This window comes from Colwellia sp. E2M01 (assembly GCF_018860585.1).
In the GTDB taxonomy this organism is placed as follows: Bacteria; Pseudomonadota; Gammaproteobacteria; order Enterobacterales; family Alteromonadaceae; genus Colwellia.
This window is the reverse complement of sequence record NZ_JAHKPR010000063.1, coordinates 1-15835: the sequence shown is the minus strand read 5'-3', so window position 1 is coordinate 15835 and position 15835 is coordinate 1. Positions and strand designations below refer to the sequence as shown.

At 33.8% G+C, this 15835-nt stretch carries 15 protein-coding genes and 1 rRNA gene; 7 read left to right on the top strand and 9 right to left on the bottom strand.

Annotation, left to right across the window (positions count from 1 at the left end):
* The first annotated feature begins 75 nt into the window (after positions 1-75).
* Positions 76-2268, top strand: a complete 2193-nt coding sequence (gene fadB / locus KO502_RS12195; RefSeq protein ID WP_216022839.1) for a fatty acid oxidation complex subunit alpha FadB — start codon at positions 76-78, stop codon at positions 2266-2268.
* A 16-nt stretch (positions 2269-2284) separates the two neighbouring features.
* Positions 2285-3448, top strand: a complete 1164-nt coding sequence (gene fadA, locus KO502_RS12190) for an acetyl-CoA C-acyltransferase FadA (RefSeq protein ID WP_216022863.1) — start codon at positions 2285-2287, stop codon at positions 3446-3448.
* A gap of 98 nt (positions 3449-3546) precedes the next feature.
* Here fadA and KO502_RS12185 read toward each other — a convergent pair whose 3' ends face one another.
* The 3 genes from KO502_RS12185 to KO502_RS12175 all read right to left on the bottom strand — a co-directional run bounded on the left by KO502_RS12185 (position 3547) and on the right by KO502_RS12175 (position 6289).
* On the bottom strand, positions 3547-4470 hold the full coding sequence (locus tag KO502_RS12185; RefSeq protein ID WP_216022838.1) for a manganese-dependent inorganic pyrophosphatase: 924 nt from the start codon (positions 4468-4470) through the stop codon (positions 3547-3549).
* A 188-nt stretch (positions 4471-4658) separates the two neighbouring features.
* Complete coding sequence (locus KO502_RS12180) at positions 4659-5549, bottom strand: LysR family transcriptional regulator (protein ID WP_216022837.1); 891 nt, start codon at positions 5547-5549, stop codon at positions 4659-4661.
* 455 nt (positions 5550-6004) lie between these two features.
* On the bottom strand, positions 6005-6289 hold the full coding sequence (locus tag KO502_RS12175) for a pyocin activator PrtN family protein (RefSeq protein WP_216022836.1): 285 nt from the start codon (positions 6287-6289) through the stop codon (positions 6005-6007).
* Positions 6290-6684: 395 nt separating this feature from the next.
* Between KO502_RS12175 and KO502_RS12170 the strand changes: the two genes are divergently transcribed.
* Both KO502_RS12170 and KO502_RS12165 read left to right on the top strand, forming a co-directional pair.
* On the top strand, positions 6685-7803 hold the full coding sequence (locus KO502_RS12170) for a hypothetical protein (RefSeq protein ID WP_216022835.1): 1119 nt from the start codon (positions 6685-6687) through the stop codon (positions 7801-7803).
* A 1-nt stretch (position 7804) separates the two neighbouring features.
* Positions 7805-8275, top strand: coding sequence for a hypothetical protein (locus KO502_RS12165; RefSeq protein ID WP_216022834.1), 471 nt, complete (start codon positions 7805-7807; stop codon positions 8273-8275).
* Between the two features lie 90 nt (positions 8276-8365).
* On the opposite strand, the gene KO502_RS17260 is transcribed toward KO502_RS12165, so the two are convergent.
* From KO502_RS17260 to KO502_RS12155, 3 genes are read right to left on the bottom strand one after another with little or no spacing between them, the layout of a single operon-like run.
* Positions 8366-8500: a hypothetical protein gene (locus KO502_RS17260; RefSeq protein ID WP_289846785.1), complete on the bottom strand. Its 135-nt coding sequence runs from the start codon at positions 8498-8500 to the stop codon at positions 8366-8368.
* A 2-nt stretch (positions 8501-8502) separates the two neighbouring features.
* Entirely contained in the window at positions 8503-8751 is a 249-nt protein-coding gene (locus tag KO502_RS12160; protein ID WP_216022833.1) for a hypothetical protein, read from the bottom strand.
* Positions 8751-9269: a hypothetical protein gene (locus KO502_RS12155; protein WP_216022832.1), complete on the bottom strand. Its 519-nt coding sequence runs from the start codon at positions 9267-9269 to the stop codon at positions 8751-8753. Before KO502_RS12155 ends, KO502_RS12160 begins: the two co-directional genes overlap by 1 nt.
* A gap of 827 nt (positions 9270-10096) precedes the next feature.
* On the opposite strand from KO502_RS12155, the gene KO502_RS17340 reads away from it, so the two are divergent.
* Both KO502_RS17340 and KO502_RS12145 read left to right on the top strand, forming a co-directional pair.
* Positions 10097-10306 carry a helix-turn-helix transcriptional regulator gene (locus tag KO502_RS17340; RefSeq protein WP_216022831.1) on the top strand — a complete coding sequence of 70 codons (210 nt, stop codon included), beginning with the start codon at positions 10097-10099 and terminating at the stop codon, positions 10304-10306.
* Positions 10306-11172: a hypothetical protein gene (locus KO502_RS12145; protein ID WP_216022830.1), complete on the top strand. Its 867-nt coding sequence runs from the start codon at positions 10306-10308 to the stop codon at positions 11170-11172. The genes KO502_RS17340 and KO502_RS12145 overlap by 1 nt, the downstream gene beginning before the upstream one ends.
* Before the next feature lie 52 nt (positions 11173-11224).
* On the opposite strand, the gene KO502_RS12140 is transcribed toward KO502_RS12145, so the two are convergent.
* Together KO502_RS12140 and KO502_RS12135 are read right to left on the bottom strand one after the other, a co-directional pair.
* Entirely contained in the window at positions 11225-12682 is a 1458-nt protein-coding gene (locus tag KO502_RS12140; protein ID WP_216022829.1) for an N-6 DNA methylase, read from the bottom strand.
* A 124-nt stretch (positions 12683-12806) separates the two neighbouring features.
* A complete protein-coding gene (locus KO502_RS12135) occupies positions 12807-14102 on the bottom strand; it encodes a site-specific integrase (RefSeq protein WP_216022828.1) in 1296 nt (431 codons plus the stop codon).
* 150 nt (positions 14103-14252) lie between these two features.
* On the opposite strand from KO502_RS12135, the gene dusA reads away from it, so the two are divergent.
* A complete protein-coding gene (gene dusA / locus KO502_RS12130; protein WP_354668328.1) occupies positions 14253-15239 on the top strand; it encodes a tRNA dihydrouridine(20/20a) synthase DusA in 987 nt (328 codons plus the stop codon).
* Between the two features lie 484 nt (positions 15240-15723).
* On the opposite strand, the gene rrf is transcribed toward dusA, so the two are convergent.
* A 5S ribosomal RNA gene (gene rrf / locus KO502_RS12125) occupies positions 15724-15835 on the bottom strand; the annotation flags it as partial.

Below are 15835 nucleotides of genomic sequence, written 5' to 3'. Positions count from 1 at the left end.
TATCTATTTTATAAGCAGTAGAAATGATCACATAGTTATTGATACTAGTATCACCATCCGCTAAGGAGACTAGGTATGATCTATCAAGGCAACAGCCTTTCTGCCCAATTACTAGAAGACGGTATTGTAGAGCTTATATTCGATGCCAAAGGCTCCGTTAATAAATTCGATCAAGCGACTTTCAAAGAATTTATTGACGTTATCGCTACCATCAATAATTGCTCTAGTGCCAAAGCAGTTATGCTTATATCAGCTAAGCCAGCTTTTCTTGTTGGCGCTGATATCAACGAATTTTTGGATATATTTAAAAAGCCTACAGATGAGTTAGTTGCTTGGATTAAAAGCGCAACTGATGTATTTGATTCCTTTGAAGACCTCAATATTCCGACCATTGCAGCAATTAATGGCGTAGCGTTAGGTGGCGGTTGCGAATTAATCCTTTCTTGTGATTATCGTATCGCTGATACAACAGTGAGTATTGGCTTACCAGAAGTTAAACTCGGTATTATGCCTGGGTTTGGCGGTACAGTCCGCTTACCTCGAGTTATTGGTGCTGATAACGCGGTTGAGTGGATAAGTACAGGTAAAGCGCATAAAGCTGAACAAGCACAGTCAGTTGGCTTACTTGATGCCGTAGTTGAACCTGAGCATTTACGTGAAGGCGCGATTAAAATACTTAAGCAAGCCATTGAAGGTAAATTAGATTGGCGTGCAAAACGTCAAGTTAAACTAGATCCATTAAGCTTAAGTAAAACTGAATCGATTATGTGCTTTAACACCTGCAAAGGCATGATTGCCGCAAAAGCAGGTAAGCACTATCCTGCTCCCATGGTTATGGTCAAAACCATTGAAGCAGCATCGACATTAGATAGAGCTGGAGCGATGGCCGCTGAAAATTTAGGCTTTGCTAAGCTTGCAAAAACTGATGCAGCTACGGCACAAATTGGTTTATTTATGGCTGATCAAGTGATCAAAGCCAAAGCCAAAAAAGCGGTTAAGCAAGTATCTAAAGAAATCAATAAAGCCGCTGTACTAGGTGCAGGTATTATGGGTGGTGGTATTGCTTACCAATCAGCTTATAAAGGCACACCTATTGTTATGAAAGATATTAACAATGATGCCCTAGCACTTGGCTTGCAAACCGCAGCCGATATTTTAACTAAACAAGTTGAACGTGGTTATTCTAACCCTAGTAAAATGGCAAAAGTATTAAATAATATCAGCCCAAGTTTAAGTTATGATAGCGTAAAAGATGTCGATATTGTTGTTGAAGCTGTTGTAGAAAACCCAAAAATAAAAGGCTTAGTATTAGCGGAAGTTGAATCACATGTTAGCGCAGAGACAATTTTAACGTCTAACACCTCAACTATATCAATCGACTTATTAGCTAAAAGTGTCAAACGTCCTGATAAATTTTGTGGCATGCATTTTTTTAACCCTGTACACAAAATGCCATTAGTTGAAGTAATTCGTAGTAAAGAAACTTCAGATGAAACCGTTGCTGCTGTTGTCGCTTACGCAGCTAAAATGGGAAAATCGCCGATTGTCGTTAATGACTGCCCTGGTTTTTATGTTAACCGTGTTTTATTCCCTTACTTTGCAGGCTTTAGCCAACTAGTTATTGCAGGCGCTGATTTCGCTGTTATCGATAAAGTTATGGAGAAAGAATTTGGCTGGCCAATGGGACCAGCCTATTTACTTGATGTCGTAGGTATCGATACCGCAGATCATTGTACTGGCGTTATGTCAGATGGTTTCCCAACTCGTATGGGGAAAATAGCCAACGATCCTGTTAGTATTTTATATAGTAACGAACGTTTTGGTCAAAAAAATGCGAAAGGCTTTTATGATCACAGTAAAGACAAACGTGGTCGCTCTGCAAAAATCGCCTCAGCAAAAACTTATGAATTGCTTACAAAGGGTTGTGCAGAAAAACGTGAATTTAGTAATGACGAAATTATTGCCCGTTTAATGGTGCCTATGATCAATGAAGTTATTCGCTGTTTAGAAGAAGGCGTTGTTGATACTGCCGCCGAAGCTGATATGGGCTTAATCTATGGTATTGGTTTCCCCCCATTTAGAGGCGGAGCGGTACGTTACTTAGAAACCTTAGGCTTAGATAATTTTATTGCTTTGGCTGATAAATATAGTCATTTAGGGGAAATTTACCAGGTAACTGATGGTTTACGTAATATGGCAAAGTCTGGTAAGTCTTACTTTACTACCGACGTTAAAACTAAAATTAAAACTGAAGCTTTAGCTAACTAAATAGAGGGGAAATATGATGAAAGAAGTTGTTATTATTGACTGCATACGTACTCCTATGGGACGTTCTAAAGCAGGTGTATTTCGTAATGTTCGAGCCGAAACTTTGTCCGCGCATTTAATGGAACAAATATTAAAGCGTAATCCAAAACTTGATCCTAATGATATTGAAGATGTTATTTGGGGTTGTGTTAAGCAAACTAAAGAGCAAGGTTTTAACATAGCGCGTAATGCTTCCCTCTTAGCTGGCCTACCTAAATCAATTGGTGGCGTAACGGTTAATCGTTTATGTGGCTCGTCCATGCAAGCAATGCATGATGCAGCAACGAGTATTATTGCAGATCAAGGCGATGTATTTTTAGTGGGTGGTGTTGAGCACATGGGACATGTGCCTATGATGTATGATGTAGATTTTACACCGGCATTAAGTAAGCATATTGCACGCGCTTCTGGCAGCATGGGTTTAACCGCTGAATTACTGGGAAAGCAACACGGCATTAGCCGTGAGGCTCAAGACGTCTTTGCAGCACGTTCACATCAACTCGCTTATAAAGCTCAAGTTGAAGGTCGTTGGAATAATGAGATTGTGGCAACAGAAGGACACGATGAGAATGGCGTGCTAACATTGGTTGAACATGATGAAGTTATTCGCCCTGATACAACAGCAGAAGCTTTAGCAAGTCTTCGCCCGGTATTTGATCCTGCTAACGGTACAGTAACTGCAGGCTCCTCATCAGCATTGTCCGATGGTGCATCAGCAATGCTAATCATGTCATTAGATAAAGCGAAAGAGCTTGGCTTAACGCCACGCGTTAAAATTCGCAGTATGGGTGTTGCGGGGTGTGATCCTGCCACTATGGGTTATGGACCGGTTCCGGCTACACAAAAAGCCCTTAAACGTGCAGGCTTAACTATTGATGATATTGAATTAGCGGAATTTAATGAAGCTTTTGCAGCCCAAGCTCTGTCTTGTATTTCAGCATTAGGCTTAACAGATAAAGCTGATGATATGATCAACTTAAATGGCGGCGCTATTGCCCTTGGTCATCCATTAGGCTGTTCAGGTACACGCATTTCCGGCACATTAATTAACTTAATGGAAAGCCAAGATGTGACTATAGGCTTAGCAACTATGTGTATTGGTTTAGGTCAAGGTATTGCTACCGTATTTGAACGTGTTTAACAGTAAACTTTAGGCAAAAATAGATGATATAAAAAAACCAGCAATTGCTGGTTTTATATTTTAATACATTTATTTACTGCCTAACGTATTAATCAATACTACTTTAAAAGCACTTCTTGTAGTGGTGGTACAACTTGCTTCTTACGGCTAAGTACGCCATCTAACCAAGCTTTACCATCTTTTGGTGCAACACCAAAAGCTTCTTCGGCAAGGGTATCACTATCACTAGCAACAAGAAGTTCTGAGCCTTCTTTCATGATATCAGTTAATAATAAAAACACACTATGACGCTCGCCTTCTGTTTTTAATGCAGCAATATCAGCATGTAATTCATCTTTAATATCATCAAAAACAGCTAAGTCGATAACTTCCAATTGGCCGATACCTACTTTTTTACCGTTCATGTTGAAGTCTTTAAAGTCACGTTTTACCAAATCGCGAATTGCTGTACCTTCAACTGCAGATTTAACTCTGAACATGTCCATGCCCAATTCTTTAAAATCTTCAATACCTGCAATTTCAGCTAGTGCTTCAACACACTTAATGTCCGCAGTAGTACATGTAGGAGACTTAAAAATAACGGTATCACTTAAAATAGCGCACATCATAGCACCCGCGATATTTTTAGGAATTTCAACATCATAAAAATCATACATCATTTTAATAATAGTATTAGTACAGCCTACAGGACGCACCCAAATTTCTAGTGGTGTTGAAGTTGTTAAGTCACCTAATTTATGGTGATCAATAATACCTAAAATAGTGGCTTCGTCGATATCATCAGGTGCTAATTCAATATCACTGTGATCAACAATGTATACGCCTTCACCTGCATAACTTGTTTTAAGCTCAGGTTGCTCAAAACCAAATTTATCTAAAATAAACATCGTTTCTGGCGTTAATTCACCTAAACGTGCAGGAAGTGTTTCCTCACCTAAGGTAGTTTTTAAATATGATAAAGCGATTGCTGAACAGATTGAATCTGAATCAGGGATCTTGTGACCGACAACATAATTTGGCATAAAAGTACTCTCCTTTAATTTGCGCGTATTCTAACAAAGTTAAATTACATTGTGTATATTGTTAATACACCCTCCATTAATTTTTAATTTTTAATTTTTAATTTTTAATTTTTAATTTTTAAATGGTCTATCTAGCAATATAGAACCTGATAACAAGTAGCGTTATGTTAGTTACTGTGATGAAGCGACTATTCACGGAAGTGTTGTAATACATATTCAATAAATAACCGCACTCTCAAAGGCATATTATTTCTATCGCGATACAGCATAGATAATTTACGCTCTTTACTCTGCCATTGCGGTAATACTTGCTTTATATCACCTGACTCGATTAAAGGTAAGACTAAATAATCAGGTAAATAACTAACACCTAAACCCATTTTTACTGCATGAGTAACCATCTGAATTTCATCAACTTCTAAACGTATGACTTTCTTAGGGTGGTAATCAACCTCTTCCTTAGTCTGTTGATTAACTAATCGCCAAGGTAAAAGTGAAGCACAGGTTATTTTTGAGTTCTCTGTCAGTTGTTCTGGATGTGTAATATCACCAATTACGTAATCGGGATGGCAACATAAAATATTATGAGCATGCTTTAATGGTCTAACAACCCACTCTTCAATAGAAGGGTTACCCATCCTAAAAGCGACATCTATGGCTTGTCCCTCAATATCAATAAGATCATTGGAAAAACGTAAATCTAATTGTATTTCAGGGTATTTAAGTAAAAAATCATAAAAAATTGGACGTAAGAATTGTTTACCGGAATAAATAGGTGCCGTAACTACTACCTTTCCTTTCGGTTCATGCTTATCTTTATGTAGATCATTATCAATATCAGCGAGTTCGTCAAACAAAGTATTCGAACGTAAATAATATTGCTCACCTGTGCTCGTTAAAGATACGCGATGTGCGTCTCTATTGAGCAACCTTAATTGAAGATCATCTTCTAGCTTGCTAATACGACGACTGAGCGTAGATAGTGGCATATTTAAATTTATTGCTGCCTCTTTAAAACTAGCTAACCTAGCTACTGCACAAAAACATCGTAAGTCATCAAGAGAGTAATTTACTTTCATTAAGACTTTAGCCTCTATATTGGGTATTAAGTCATTATTATTTGAATATTAGAAAGTATAACATTTTAAAGTTCAATAGCTCTGTAGTAACTTATAACTACAATATAAGTAGTCAACGAAGCTATCCTTACATTTAATATGTTTTCCAACTTGTAGTACAATGCCAAGCAAATAACAGCTTCGATATGTATTTAGCTGCAGATAAATTTCTTAAGAGAAAATAATGAATAAAATAGACCATAAACTATCCGTTGCGCCCATGTTGGATTGGATGTATAGCTAGGTACGCACCAAGGTAAGTAGTTGTTAATTATTGGTTTTTACAGATCGTTGAAATTAAAAGTATTTGTGGGGTCAAATAAGGGGTCAATTCTATTCAAAAAGGGACTTTAGAATTTAATTAAAGAAAAAGGCAACCCTAAAAAATAGAGCTGCCTTTATTTTATCCAAGAGAATTAACCAATTTGGAAGGCTGTCCATACCCTTCTTTCCTCTTCAACTCTTCTGTCAATAAAATCTACTAGATCATTTAAATGCACAAAAAATGAAGACTTATTAGAGTTTCCTAACTTAAAACAAGGAAAAGGCAATTGATGCTTTTTCGCCATATTTAAAGCTGTTCTTCGTGCAAGATTTAAATACGATTCGGCAAGCTCTTCAACGGGAATAATCACGCTTCCGAACTGTTCTAAAAGTATTGTATGAGTTAGTGAAAAGTTATCATTTTTTTGCTTTTTCATAGTTAGAGCCCAATCGTGGAGTTGGGCCATCGGCAATCCAAGCCGATAGTTGGGGAGAATATTCCGTATGGTAAACGGGTCATCCAACACAAATATATTACTAAAAAAAACACTTAATGAATACTAATTTAAAAACACATCAAATTCTGTAAGTCGATTTGTCAAGTGATCTTGCGAGAGTGCAACGGGTGAGATTTATCGAACGGGTATGGGGTTTCCCCATCACACACAGGCGGAGCCTGTTTTAGTGTGCTAAAACAGCGATTATCACAGTTATTTTTCACAGCCTTATAATTTTATTTTTATGCAGTTCTAGCCATTATTCCATAGCGCTTTTTATCAGTCCTTGAAAAACTTTTTTTATATGTTCTTTTAAATACAAAGGAGCTTAAAAAATGGGTAAAAAATACTGTGCCGTAAATACAAAATATTATAAAGATTCTAACATTTCAGAAATTGATCACGTTCTGCGAAATATGACTATAAATGTTAATTCAATTGAATGTTTAACTAAAAATAATTTTGGTTTTTGTTTCGGTAATGATGATTTAAAAACGCATTATAAAAACAAATTAAAACAAGCCAAAAAAGCTAATAAATTAGCTCTTCAAAGTAACAGTAATACGTTTATTGATAGTGTCTTAATCTTTGATTCTGTGCAGTTTGAAAAGTGCTTAAAGGACGGTAAAAAAAACGAGATAGAACGAGCAACAAAAAACTTTATGAATGAGTACAAAGAATTATATGGTTTTGAGCCTATTGGTTTCGAGTTTCATCTTGATGAAGGAACGACAATTGATACTGATAAATATGAAAAATTAGACATTGAAGAGCAAGAAAAATATGTAGCTGTTGATAATGATGATGAAGCTTTTACAACTGAATATATTAAAAAAAATATACACGCACACGCTGTATTTTTAAATTATGATTTTGAACAAAATAAATCTTGTTTACGCAATATGAGAAAAAAGGACTGGGAGAACTCCCAAGACTTACTACACAAACATTTTAAAAAGCTTGGTTTTGATCGAGGAGAGAAGAAAAAAACTAGCAAAAAAGATCATAAAAATAAGGCTGATTTTGTTCGAGAGTTAGAATTAAAAACAAATGAGTTGGTTGAAAATCATTATAAAAATTTACAAGAAAAAAATAATCTCCTTGATCAAATAATCGATCATCAAAATGATTTAAACCGTTTTGATGATTTGGCTTTTTATGCTGAAAAAATAAAAGGCTTTGTTTTGGATTTTAAAGAAAAGAATCCGAAATTAATTTCTAAACTTTTAATTTTACCAAAAGTGGAAAAATTAAAAGATATGGCTATATCAATTTATGACGCATTAACCCAAAAAACAGATGTTCAGCCAATTTTAATGAAAGAAGTAAAACCTTTAAAAAATGCAGAGATTAAAAAAGTTGAACAGGATGTTGAAGAGAAAAAAAAGCGTATTAAAAAAATAAAAAATCGTAGAAAGTACGGTAATAGACCCAAATCAAATAAGGATATTTAAAATGAAAAAAACAGCACTACAAGAAATGGAAGTTGAAAAAAAGCATCTATTAGAAGAGTTAATTTTAGAAGTTAACGAGCCAGAAAAATCAGAAGACAAAGACGCACTTTTAGTAAAAGCAAAAGCTGAAATACAAAAGGCGGAACAACTTATTTTAAATAATGAAAATAATAAAAATCTAAGTTCAAAACATAATAAAAAACTAAAAAATGATTTAAATAGAAAAACTGATTTAGAAAAAGATAATAGAGAAATATCTACAAAATTATTAGACAGAATTGAAAACAATACAGAATTTTTAATTGATTTAGATAATAAAATAAATTTATCAATTATTGAAATTGATATTTCAAATACTGATGTAAAAAATGCAATTGCGGCATTAAGAAAAGTTGATCCTAAAAAAGCGGCTGAACTTGAAAATACTATTAATTTAAAAAGTAAAAAATCAAAGAATGACAATAATATTTAATAAATCAGACATAAAAAAGAGTCTGTTTTTTTAGACTCTTTTTATTATTTTTTAATTTGATTATATAAATCATTTTATTAACCTATTTGGTTATTCTTCACCAGAGTAAGTTTCTTGATAAAGACAGCTATTACAAATATCATCTCCTTCATATCTATTTAATTCTCTTTCTTCACTGCCGCAAATATCACAAGGGCTGTAATCACTTTCATTATATCCATACATAATTAATCTTCTTTCTTTATTTTTTGATAAAACGACTCATTAGGGTATATATTAGTTAAAGTCCAAATTGCCATTCCATAACAATTATTATCCATTGAAACCATATCATTAACTGTATAATCTGTTCCCTCATAAAGTTTAATTATAAAATCTTTCAACCTTTTATTTTCTTTTGTAAGTTGAGTTATTTGCTCTTCTGTTGGATTGCTGTTGAATGTATTTATTATTGCGTTATGTCTATATGCGTTCATTATTTTCTTCCTTTTTTAGTTGTTATTTGTCTGGTGTACTCTCTTTTTATCATTTCGTTTTGTTCGTCAAAATCGGCATATATTGTTGCCGTAAATTTTGCTTTCCAAAGGTTAGAATCTCCTTGGGTAAACACAATGAAAGCATTAATTGCATAAGCGTTCATATTTCCAATTTTAAATATTTCAACAAAATTTCTCTTTACTAAAATTTTTATATGTTTAGAAATTGATTGTCTTGATTTTTTAAATAGTTTTTCGAGTGTGCTCATAGATATACAAATAGCGTTTGTTTTATCCATTTCTGAAACAAAAAACTCAAAAAGAGAATTAGCAAGTGGTTCTTCTCTTGCGAGCATTACCTTGGCCTTATAGTTTTGCTTGTTAAAAGCAAAGAACGGAGCGCTTTTTTGCCTTGCTTGTTGCTCGTTAGTGTCTTTGTCCGTATCAATTTCGACAGGGCATATTTGACCATCAGGACGCTCTGTTGTGTAATTACTTGTAACGTTTATATTTTCCATTCTTTGTTCCTTTTGAGTAGTAGGTAATGTTTTTTCACTAATATTTATTTATCATTAATAATTTACTTGTCAACTTGTGAAGATAAATTAACAACCACGTTAAAAAATACACCATTAATGCAATTGCAATAAAACAACTAAAATACAGATGGTTAAGTTGTTTTTGTTGGGACGGTATTGCATAGATTTGTCGTTAAATATAAGGGCAGCCGAACGAAAAAAGAAAAGTGCTTTACATTAATTTAAAGGTGGGGTTTACATAGGTCTAATAAAAAGATTTATTTCTAGGGATAAAAAAAGATCTGTTCTCTTATATCTTTAATAGAGTCATTACGAGTATTTTTATGCGAGTGTTTGAGCGGTAGCGAGATCTTTAAATTAGTATTAATTTTTATTTTTATCGGCCACTCGTGGCCAGTGCATAGTTCGCAAGCTCACCTTTTCTGGTTTGGTGATTTGAGCTTGCGAAATGAGTTATAAAATAATAAATAAACCTAATCTATTTTAAATTACGTTTTTAGAGGTTTTTTAAGAACAATCTACCAATCAGGTAGGTTTGTAATAAGAGTTGATTAAATGCTGATGAAATAAGGCAGGGCTTTATAAAGTCTCCAATAGCTTTTAAATGAAGTTGATTATTTTTTATTGGTAAAACAATTCTATATTTTTCATTCTATACGACTCCATAATCTTATTTATAGCTAGTTTTATTCATATGTTCATTAATGAGTTACAAGATCAGCTTACTCCTTCATTTTTACCTATTAATTTCGAGAATAGCTACTTATAGTCCGTCGACTTATTGTCATCATCTGGCCTAATGAATTATGAATAAAAATAAACAGCAAATTGACTTTGGATTAGCCGTTAGAACCCAAAGAAATAGAAAAAAATTGACCCAAGAAGAATTAGCTCATTTGTGCAATTTGGATCGGACATATATTGGAAGTGTTGAACGGGGGGAAAGGAATGTGAGTTTACTTAACATCCATAAAATAGCTTTCGCATTAGAAATAAACATTAAGGAATTATTTTAATGGATTACAGAGCACTAAAAGTAGAGATTTTTAATTATTTCCATAGTAATTTAAGAAATACCACATTAACAATCCAAAACAGCATCGCTGATCGAGGTGTCAAATCAAAAAAAATAAATCAAGCTGTCGAAAGTATTAAAAACCAACTAGGTCCAGTTTTAGTCAATAAGTATCCAGAACTAAATCGACCGAAGTTATATATGCTACTTCAATACTGTTACACAGTTATGAGCTTTGAATATCGAAATATAGTCTGGCCATATGAATATATGGCTTTTTCTCGACGAAATGGGGAGCTTTGGGAAAGGTTTTGTAAAGCAGCTTGGGATCATTCCGAGCTACCTAACCTGTATCGAATTGAAGCGCCATTATTTAGCGATGTACGAGATAATTTCATAGCTAGAATTATGAATTACACTAATGGTTTGGTTACTCAAAATGAAATTTATAATGAGGTAAGTAGTATTTTCGAGCTTGTTGGTGAGATTAATATGGTTGAAGATGAAATGTTTAATCTTAATAGTAGAAACCATATTATTGATTTTAAAAGTGGATTTGGATCAAATGAAAAAGGAAATACTCTACGTTTGATCGCTGTTGGTAGAGCTTATAAGCATTGGGATCCAAATGTTAGCTTATTATTTTTGGTAAGACAGAATGAAAATAATAACTATTTAGAAACTATAAGAAGAAGTAATTTATGGGAGGTTAATTGTGGGGATGACGCATATAGTAAAGTTGATGAATTAACTAATGCTGGTATATGTGAAGTCAGGCGAGAAGCAATTGATTTTAGAAATGATTTATCCGAAGGTTTTTGGGCGTATTTAGTTCAAAATAATATTCAACACTATCTTGATTGGTAAAGTTTGTGGAAAGAGATAGAGATCACCTATTCGTACTCTATCTCTTTCTAATTTAAATAACTGATGCTATATAATTAGCTCTCATTTCCTTAGTCTTATCCCAGCCAATATCTTTTGCTAAATTCACAAGTGTTGTTGCTTCATCTAATTCTAAATTAGTTAATTTAGGCACTTTCATTTTTTTAAGATAGTTCGCAGAATTATTAGCTCCTGGAGCTATTAATGCCTTTAATTTATATGCAAAACTATCGTTTAGATATAGTAATAAAAAATTATGGTAATTATCATCACAAGCAAATATACCAACTACACCCTGATCAAATATTGAATTTTTTATTTCAGAAGCTGAAATTTTACCTGATGTTACCATTGGAACAGCTAAACCAGTTTTAAAATAAAAATCCTTATTTTGAAGTCTTGCTTTCTTATCAGTATCATAAAAATTGATAGCATCAATGTCCCAACGTATACAATTATTGGTTTTCTCAAAAACGTTCCTATGACCGCCTCGAATGAATGGAACATAAGCTTTTTCTTTTTTAATTCCTGATTTTTTTTCTTCACCTGAAGGGCTATGAACAACAAAATTCCAATCAACAGGGTGACCATTAGTTCGCTTTGGAGGATTTTCTTCGTTGTAGCCACAAAATTGTGTATTATCACCAGTATAGATACCAGTTTTACATTCTGCGATATCCCCCAAATTGACTACTTCTCGGGAAAACGTCACAGTATTAGATATTTTGGGGCTAATCCAAGCGTCATCAGCATTGTCTATGAAATATTGACCATTTACTGTTGTATCATCTTCTTTAAGTAGATCTAATAAATTACTATTTGATGAGACTGCATCGATCCAATTGGTTTTGGTATCAGGCGATATTGCCTTTTTAGTACCTGCTATAATACACAAGTTGCCATAGCCAAAATTGACGGAGCCGAATCTTTTACTTTTGAATTGAAGAATGTGAGTTGGTTGAGCGCAATCAACAATATATTTTCTTAAATATCCAAGATTTCTACTTGTGAAAAAAGTATCGGGCATAATAAAAACATATCTGCCGTTTTCTTTTAATTGTTTTAAAGTTAAATAAAAGAAAAGACCATATGATTCTCGTGCATAAACATCAGGTAATACTTTTTTTATTAGTTTCCTATATTCTTTTGAAAACTTTAAACCATATGGGGGGTTACATATAGTTGAATCATATTTTGTTTCAGGTAACGTTAGCTGACGATTTTCTGGATTAATAAAATAGTCTAAATAATCTAAATGATAATAATTACAATTATCAACACTCAATTTGTTTGTGAAATGAGCTTCATCTATATCAATTGCATCTATATTTTTAGGTTGGCCTATCAAATCCTTAATAAAAGCTCCTTCTCCGAAACAAGGTTCAATAATTTCTTGCCCCGTCACGTCCCCTAATAGCTTGATCATTGTATGCCTTATATCATCGGCATTGGTGAAAAAACCTTGAAACGATTTATCTGTATATTGGTTCATCAAAACTCTACTTAAGTATGCTACTTAAAGTCGTCATAATAATTTATTCGACTTTTGTTTGCAAATAATATTTGACATAAAAAGTATAAAACCTCTCATTTTATCGCACTAATATTAATCACTTTTAGCCCTGTTTTTTTGTCATTATTGGTGTGAAGTCATTAATGTCAAAATTCTCCATATTAAACTTTTGATAGATGTTATGCAGTATATTAATGTTTCTATGGCCTGTGATGATCGACACCAAGTTTATTGGCAACCCAGCTAATATTAAATTAGTTGCCGCATACCTGCGAATGTCGTGATAACGTACGTCTACGATATTTAAACTCTTTCTTACTTTCTGCCAACCAGCGGTTACGGTTTTAGATTCGTGCGGAAAAATCAGGTCAGATTTAATTACATCTTTTGATCTTGGTTGTCTTTTTAATATTTCAGGGGCATCACCGATTAATGGAATAATTGAATCGTTACCCATTTTATTTGACGGGGATTTTCTATTTCTGATTCTTAATGTTTTCTTTTCATAATTAAAATCTTCCCATCTAATAGATGTAATTTCACTTATACGCATTGCTGTGAGAAGTGATATATCTAATATATCTAAATATGGTGTTGATGCACTTGGGTGATTCTGTCTTTTTCTTAAACCTTCTTTCATTAATGATAATTGATCTTCTGTCGGAGATTTATCATTTCTATTTCCAGAGCGACCAATAAAATTATGACGTTTTAAAATGGATATTGCTTCATCGTGATAAGTTAAATTAGCATTAATGTTATATAATGCTTTGGCATCTTTCATTACAGATCTTAGATAAGTTACATCGTGATATACGGTTTGCGGTTTTGGATTTGAAGACTCTTCTAGGCGATATTTACAGTGTTCTACAAGATCTTTGGCTCGGAGATTACTTGCTAAAATTGATGCTATTTTATATTTTAATAGCGCTTTTAAAACATAGTTTTTAGTTCGGCCGATTGTTTTAGCACCAGATATGCTTTTATATTTTTTTTCGTATTTTATTTTTAATAAATTGAGTTGTTTACTTTTTTCTTCTTCAATTACATTTGATGCATTTATTAGGTTAATTGATTCCTCTTCTTTTAATCGTAAAGCTCTTATATCTTTATCTACTTCAACTTGGGTTGTGTAGTCTGATAAATATTTTTTAATAAGCTCACCAATCGTAGTTTCTTGAAGATCATCTTCTTCACGATACTCACCAGCTTTTATCTTTGAATATTTATCATCAAGAAATAAGCGCATTTTTTCAGACCAAAGCACAGCGAGCTTTTTATCAGAAAATGTTTGGTTTTTATCCTCTTTAATTTCACCTTTTAGCGTTAATCTAACTTTTGCACGATAGGTAATTCGCCCAGCCTTTGATTTTCGCTTTTCTATGCTTACAGATGCCATTATAATTACTCATATAATTCAGTAGTTAATAAGTAACACTTTGTGGGGTCACCTACGGGGTCAAAATATTATTAAAATGTATCATAATATATAAAAACAAGCAAAAATGTACATTTTAAATTAGAGGGAAAAGCTATTAATAACCATAAAATCAATAATTTATATAATAATACTATATCTCACAAGTTATCGGTTGCTCCGATGTTGGATTGGACAGATAAACATTGCCGCTACTTCTACAGACTAATGTCAAAGCATACGGTTTTGTATACTGAAATGGTTACTACTGGCGCTATTTTACATGGAAAAGGTGACTACCTCTCCTACAACGATGAAGAACACCCTTTAGTTTTACAACTTGGTGGGAGTGATGTAAAAGCCATGACTGAGTGTGCAAAAATAGCCGAGCAATATGGCTATGACGAAGTAAACATAAATGTAGGTTGCCCATCCGATAGAGTTCAAAATGGACGTTTTGGAGCTTGTTTAATGGCAGAGCCTAGTTTAGTCGCAGACTGTATTAACGAAATGCAAAATGCTGCGAGCATTCCTGTAACTGTAAAATCACGCATTGGTATTGATGATCAAGATTCATACGAGTTCTTACATACTTTTATAGAAGAAGTAGCAAAAGCAGATTGTAAACATTTTATCATCCATGCAAGAAAAGCTTGGTTAACAGGCTTGAGCCCAAAACAAAATCGTGATGTCCCACCACTTGATTATGAACGCGTTTATAAAATTAAACAGGATTTTTCTCAATTAGATATATCCATTAATGGCGGTATAAAAACCTTTACTGAAACAAAAGCTCACCTTAAGCATGTTGATGGAGTTATGATAGGTAGAGAAATATACAGCAACCCATACATGTTAACCGATGCTGATAATGATATTTACAATACAAACACTGTAAAACAAACTCGAGCAGAAGTTATTGACTTAATGGTTCCGTATATTAATGAAACAGTTAAAGATGGCGGTAGAGCATGGCACGTTTTACGTCATATGCTAGGCTTGTGTAATGGATTAGCTGGAGCGAGAAAGTTCAGACAACACCTTAGTGAATGTGCAAGTAAAGAAGGTGCTAATGGGCAAATATTATTAGATGCTTTTAATAAAGTAACAATTAACTAAGGTAAGATGTACGTTTAATTAGTACCCGTTTCCTTAATTTACTATATTATTGATTGACATAGCTTCGATCTGAAACACCGCGGCACGCTACTTGTTCAAATATTTAACGTAAACCTACTCACCTTATTTCCACGCTCTGCGTGCTAATGTCGATAGACCTGAAGCATAAATGAGCTCGGAGATTAATGCCGGCTATAAACAAAGTACAAGGGCTATTTAGACACCTCTTACACCGTATTTTCAATACGGGTCACCAGCAGGCTGCTTCCTACAGGATAGATAAGCCTCGGTGGTTAATGCCGTTTTTGTATTGAGCGACGATCAATAGAGGTAAGTCCATTTAGGTACTCGATGATGTAACTTGTAGGAGGCTGCCTGCAGGCGATAAATACCGAAGGCATTTTCCTAAACTTTAAGGGTTAGATTATAAACATGCAGAAAGCAAAAAACCCGTAGCCTTAGCTACGGGTTTCTTTAATTAGAAGTTTAGCAATGTCCTACTCTCACATGGGAACTCCCACACTACCATCGGCGCAACTGCGTTTCACTTCTGAGTTCGGAATGGAGTCAGGTGGGGCCACAGCGCTATTGTCGCT

What these genes read in the sequence shown, in the direction of transcription:
- KO502_RS12160 (WP_216022833.1), bottom strand. Translation starts at nt 8,751, where the DNA reads ATGAACGCATATAGACATAACGCAATAATAAATACATTCAACAGCAAT.
- KO502_RS17340 (WP_216022831.1), top strand. Translation starts at nt 10,097, where the DNA reads ATGAATAAAAATAAACAGCAAATTGACTTTGGATTAGCCGTTAGAACC.
- KO502_RS17260 (WP_289846785.1), bottom strand. Translation starts at nt 8,500, where the DNA reads ATGTATGGATATAATGAAAGTGATTACAGCCCTTGTGATATTTGCGGC.
- KO502_RS12135 (WP_216022828.1), bottom strand. Translation starts at nt 14,102, where the DNA reads ATGGCATCTGTAAGCATAGAAAAGCGAAAATCAAAGGCTGGGCGAATT.
- fadA (WP_216022863.1), top strand. Translation starts at nt 2,285, where the DNA reads ATGAAAGAAGTTGTTATTATTGACTGCATACGTACTCCTATGGGACGT.
- KO502_RS12180 (WP_216022837.1), bottom strand. Translation starts at nt 5,549, where the DNA reads ATGAAAGTAAATTACTCTCTTGATGACTTACGATGTTTTTGTGCAGTA.
- KO502_RS12145 (WP_216022830.1), top strand. Translation starts at nt 10,306, where the DNA reads ATGGATTACAGAGCACTAAAAGTAGAGATTTTTAATTATTTCCATAGT.
- KO502_RS12140 (WP_216022829.1), bottom strand. Translation starts at nt 12,682, where the DNA reads ATGAACCAATATACAGATAAATCGTTTCAAGGTTTTTTCACCAATGCC.
- KO502_RS12185 (WP_216022838.1), bottom strand. Translation starts at nt 4,470, where the DNA reads ATGCCAAATTATGTTGTCGGTCACAAGATCCCTGATTCAGATTCAATC.
- KO502_RS12170 (WP_216022835.1), top strand. Translation starts at nt 6,685, where the DNA reads ATGGGTAAAAAATACTGTGCCGTAAATACAAAATATTATAAAGATTCT.
- KO502_RS12165 (WP_216022834.1), top strand. Translation starts at nt 7,805, where the DNA reads ATGAAAAAAACAGCACTACAAGAAATGGAAGTTGAAAAAAAGCATCTA.
- fadB (WP_216022839.1), top strand. Translation starts at nt 76, where the DNA reads ATGATCTATCAAGGCAACAGCCTTTCTGCCCAATTACTAGAAGACGGT.
- KO502_RS12175 (WP_216022836.1), bottom strand. Translation starts at nt 6,289, where the DNA reads ATGAAAAAGCAAAAAAATGATAACTTTTCACTAACTCATACAATACTT.
- KO502_RS12155 (WP_216022832.1), bottom strand. Translation starts at nt 9,269, where the DNA reads ATGGAAAATATAAACGTTACAAGTAATTACACAACAGAGCGTCCTGAT.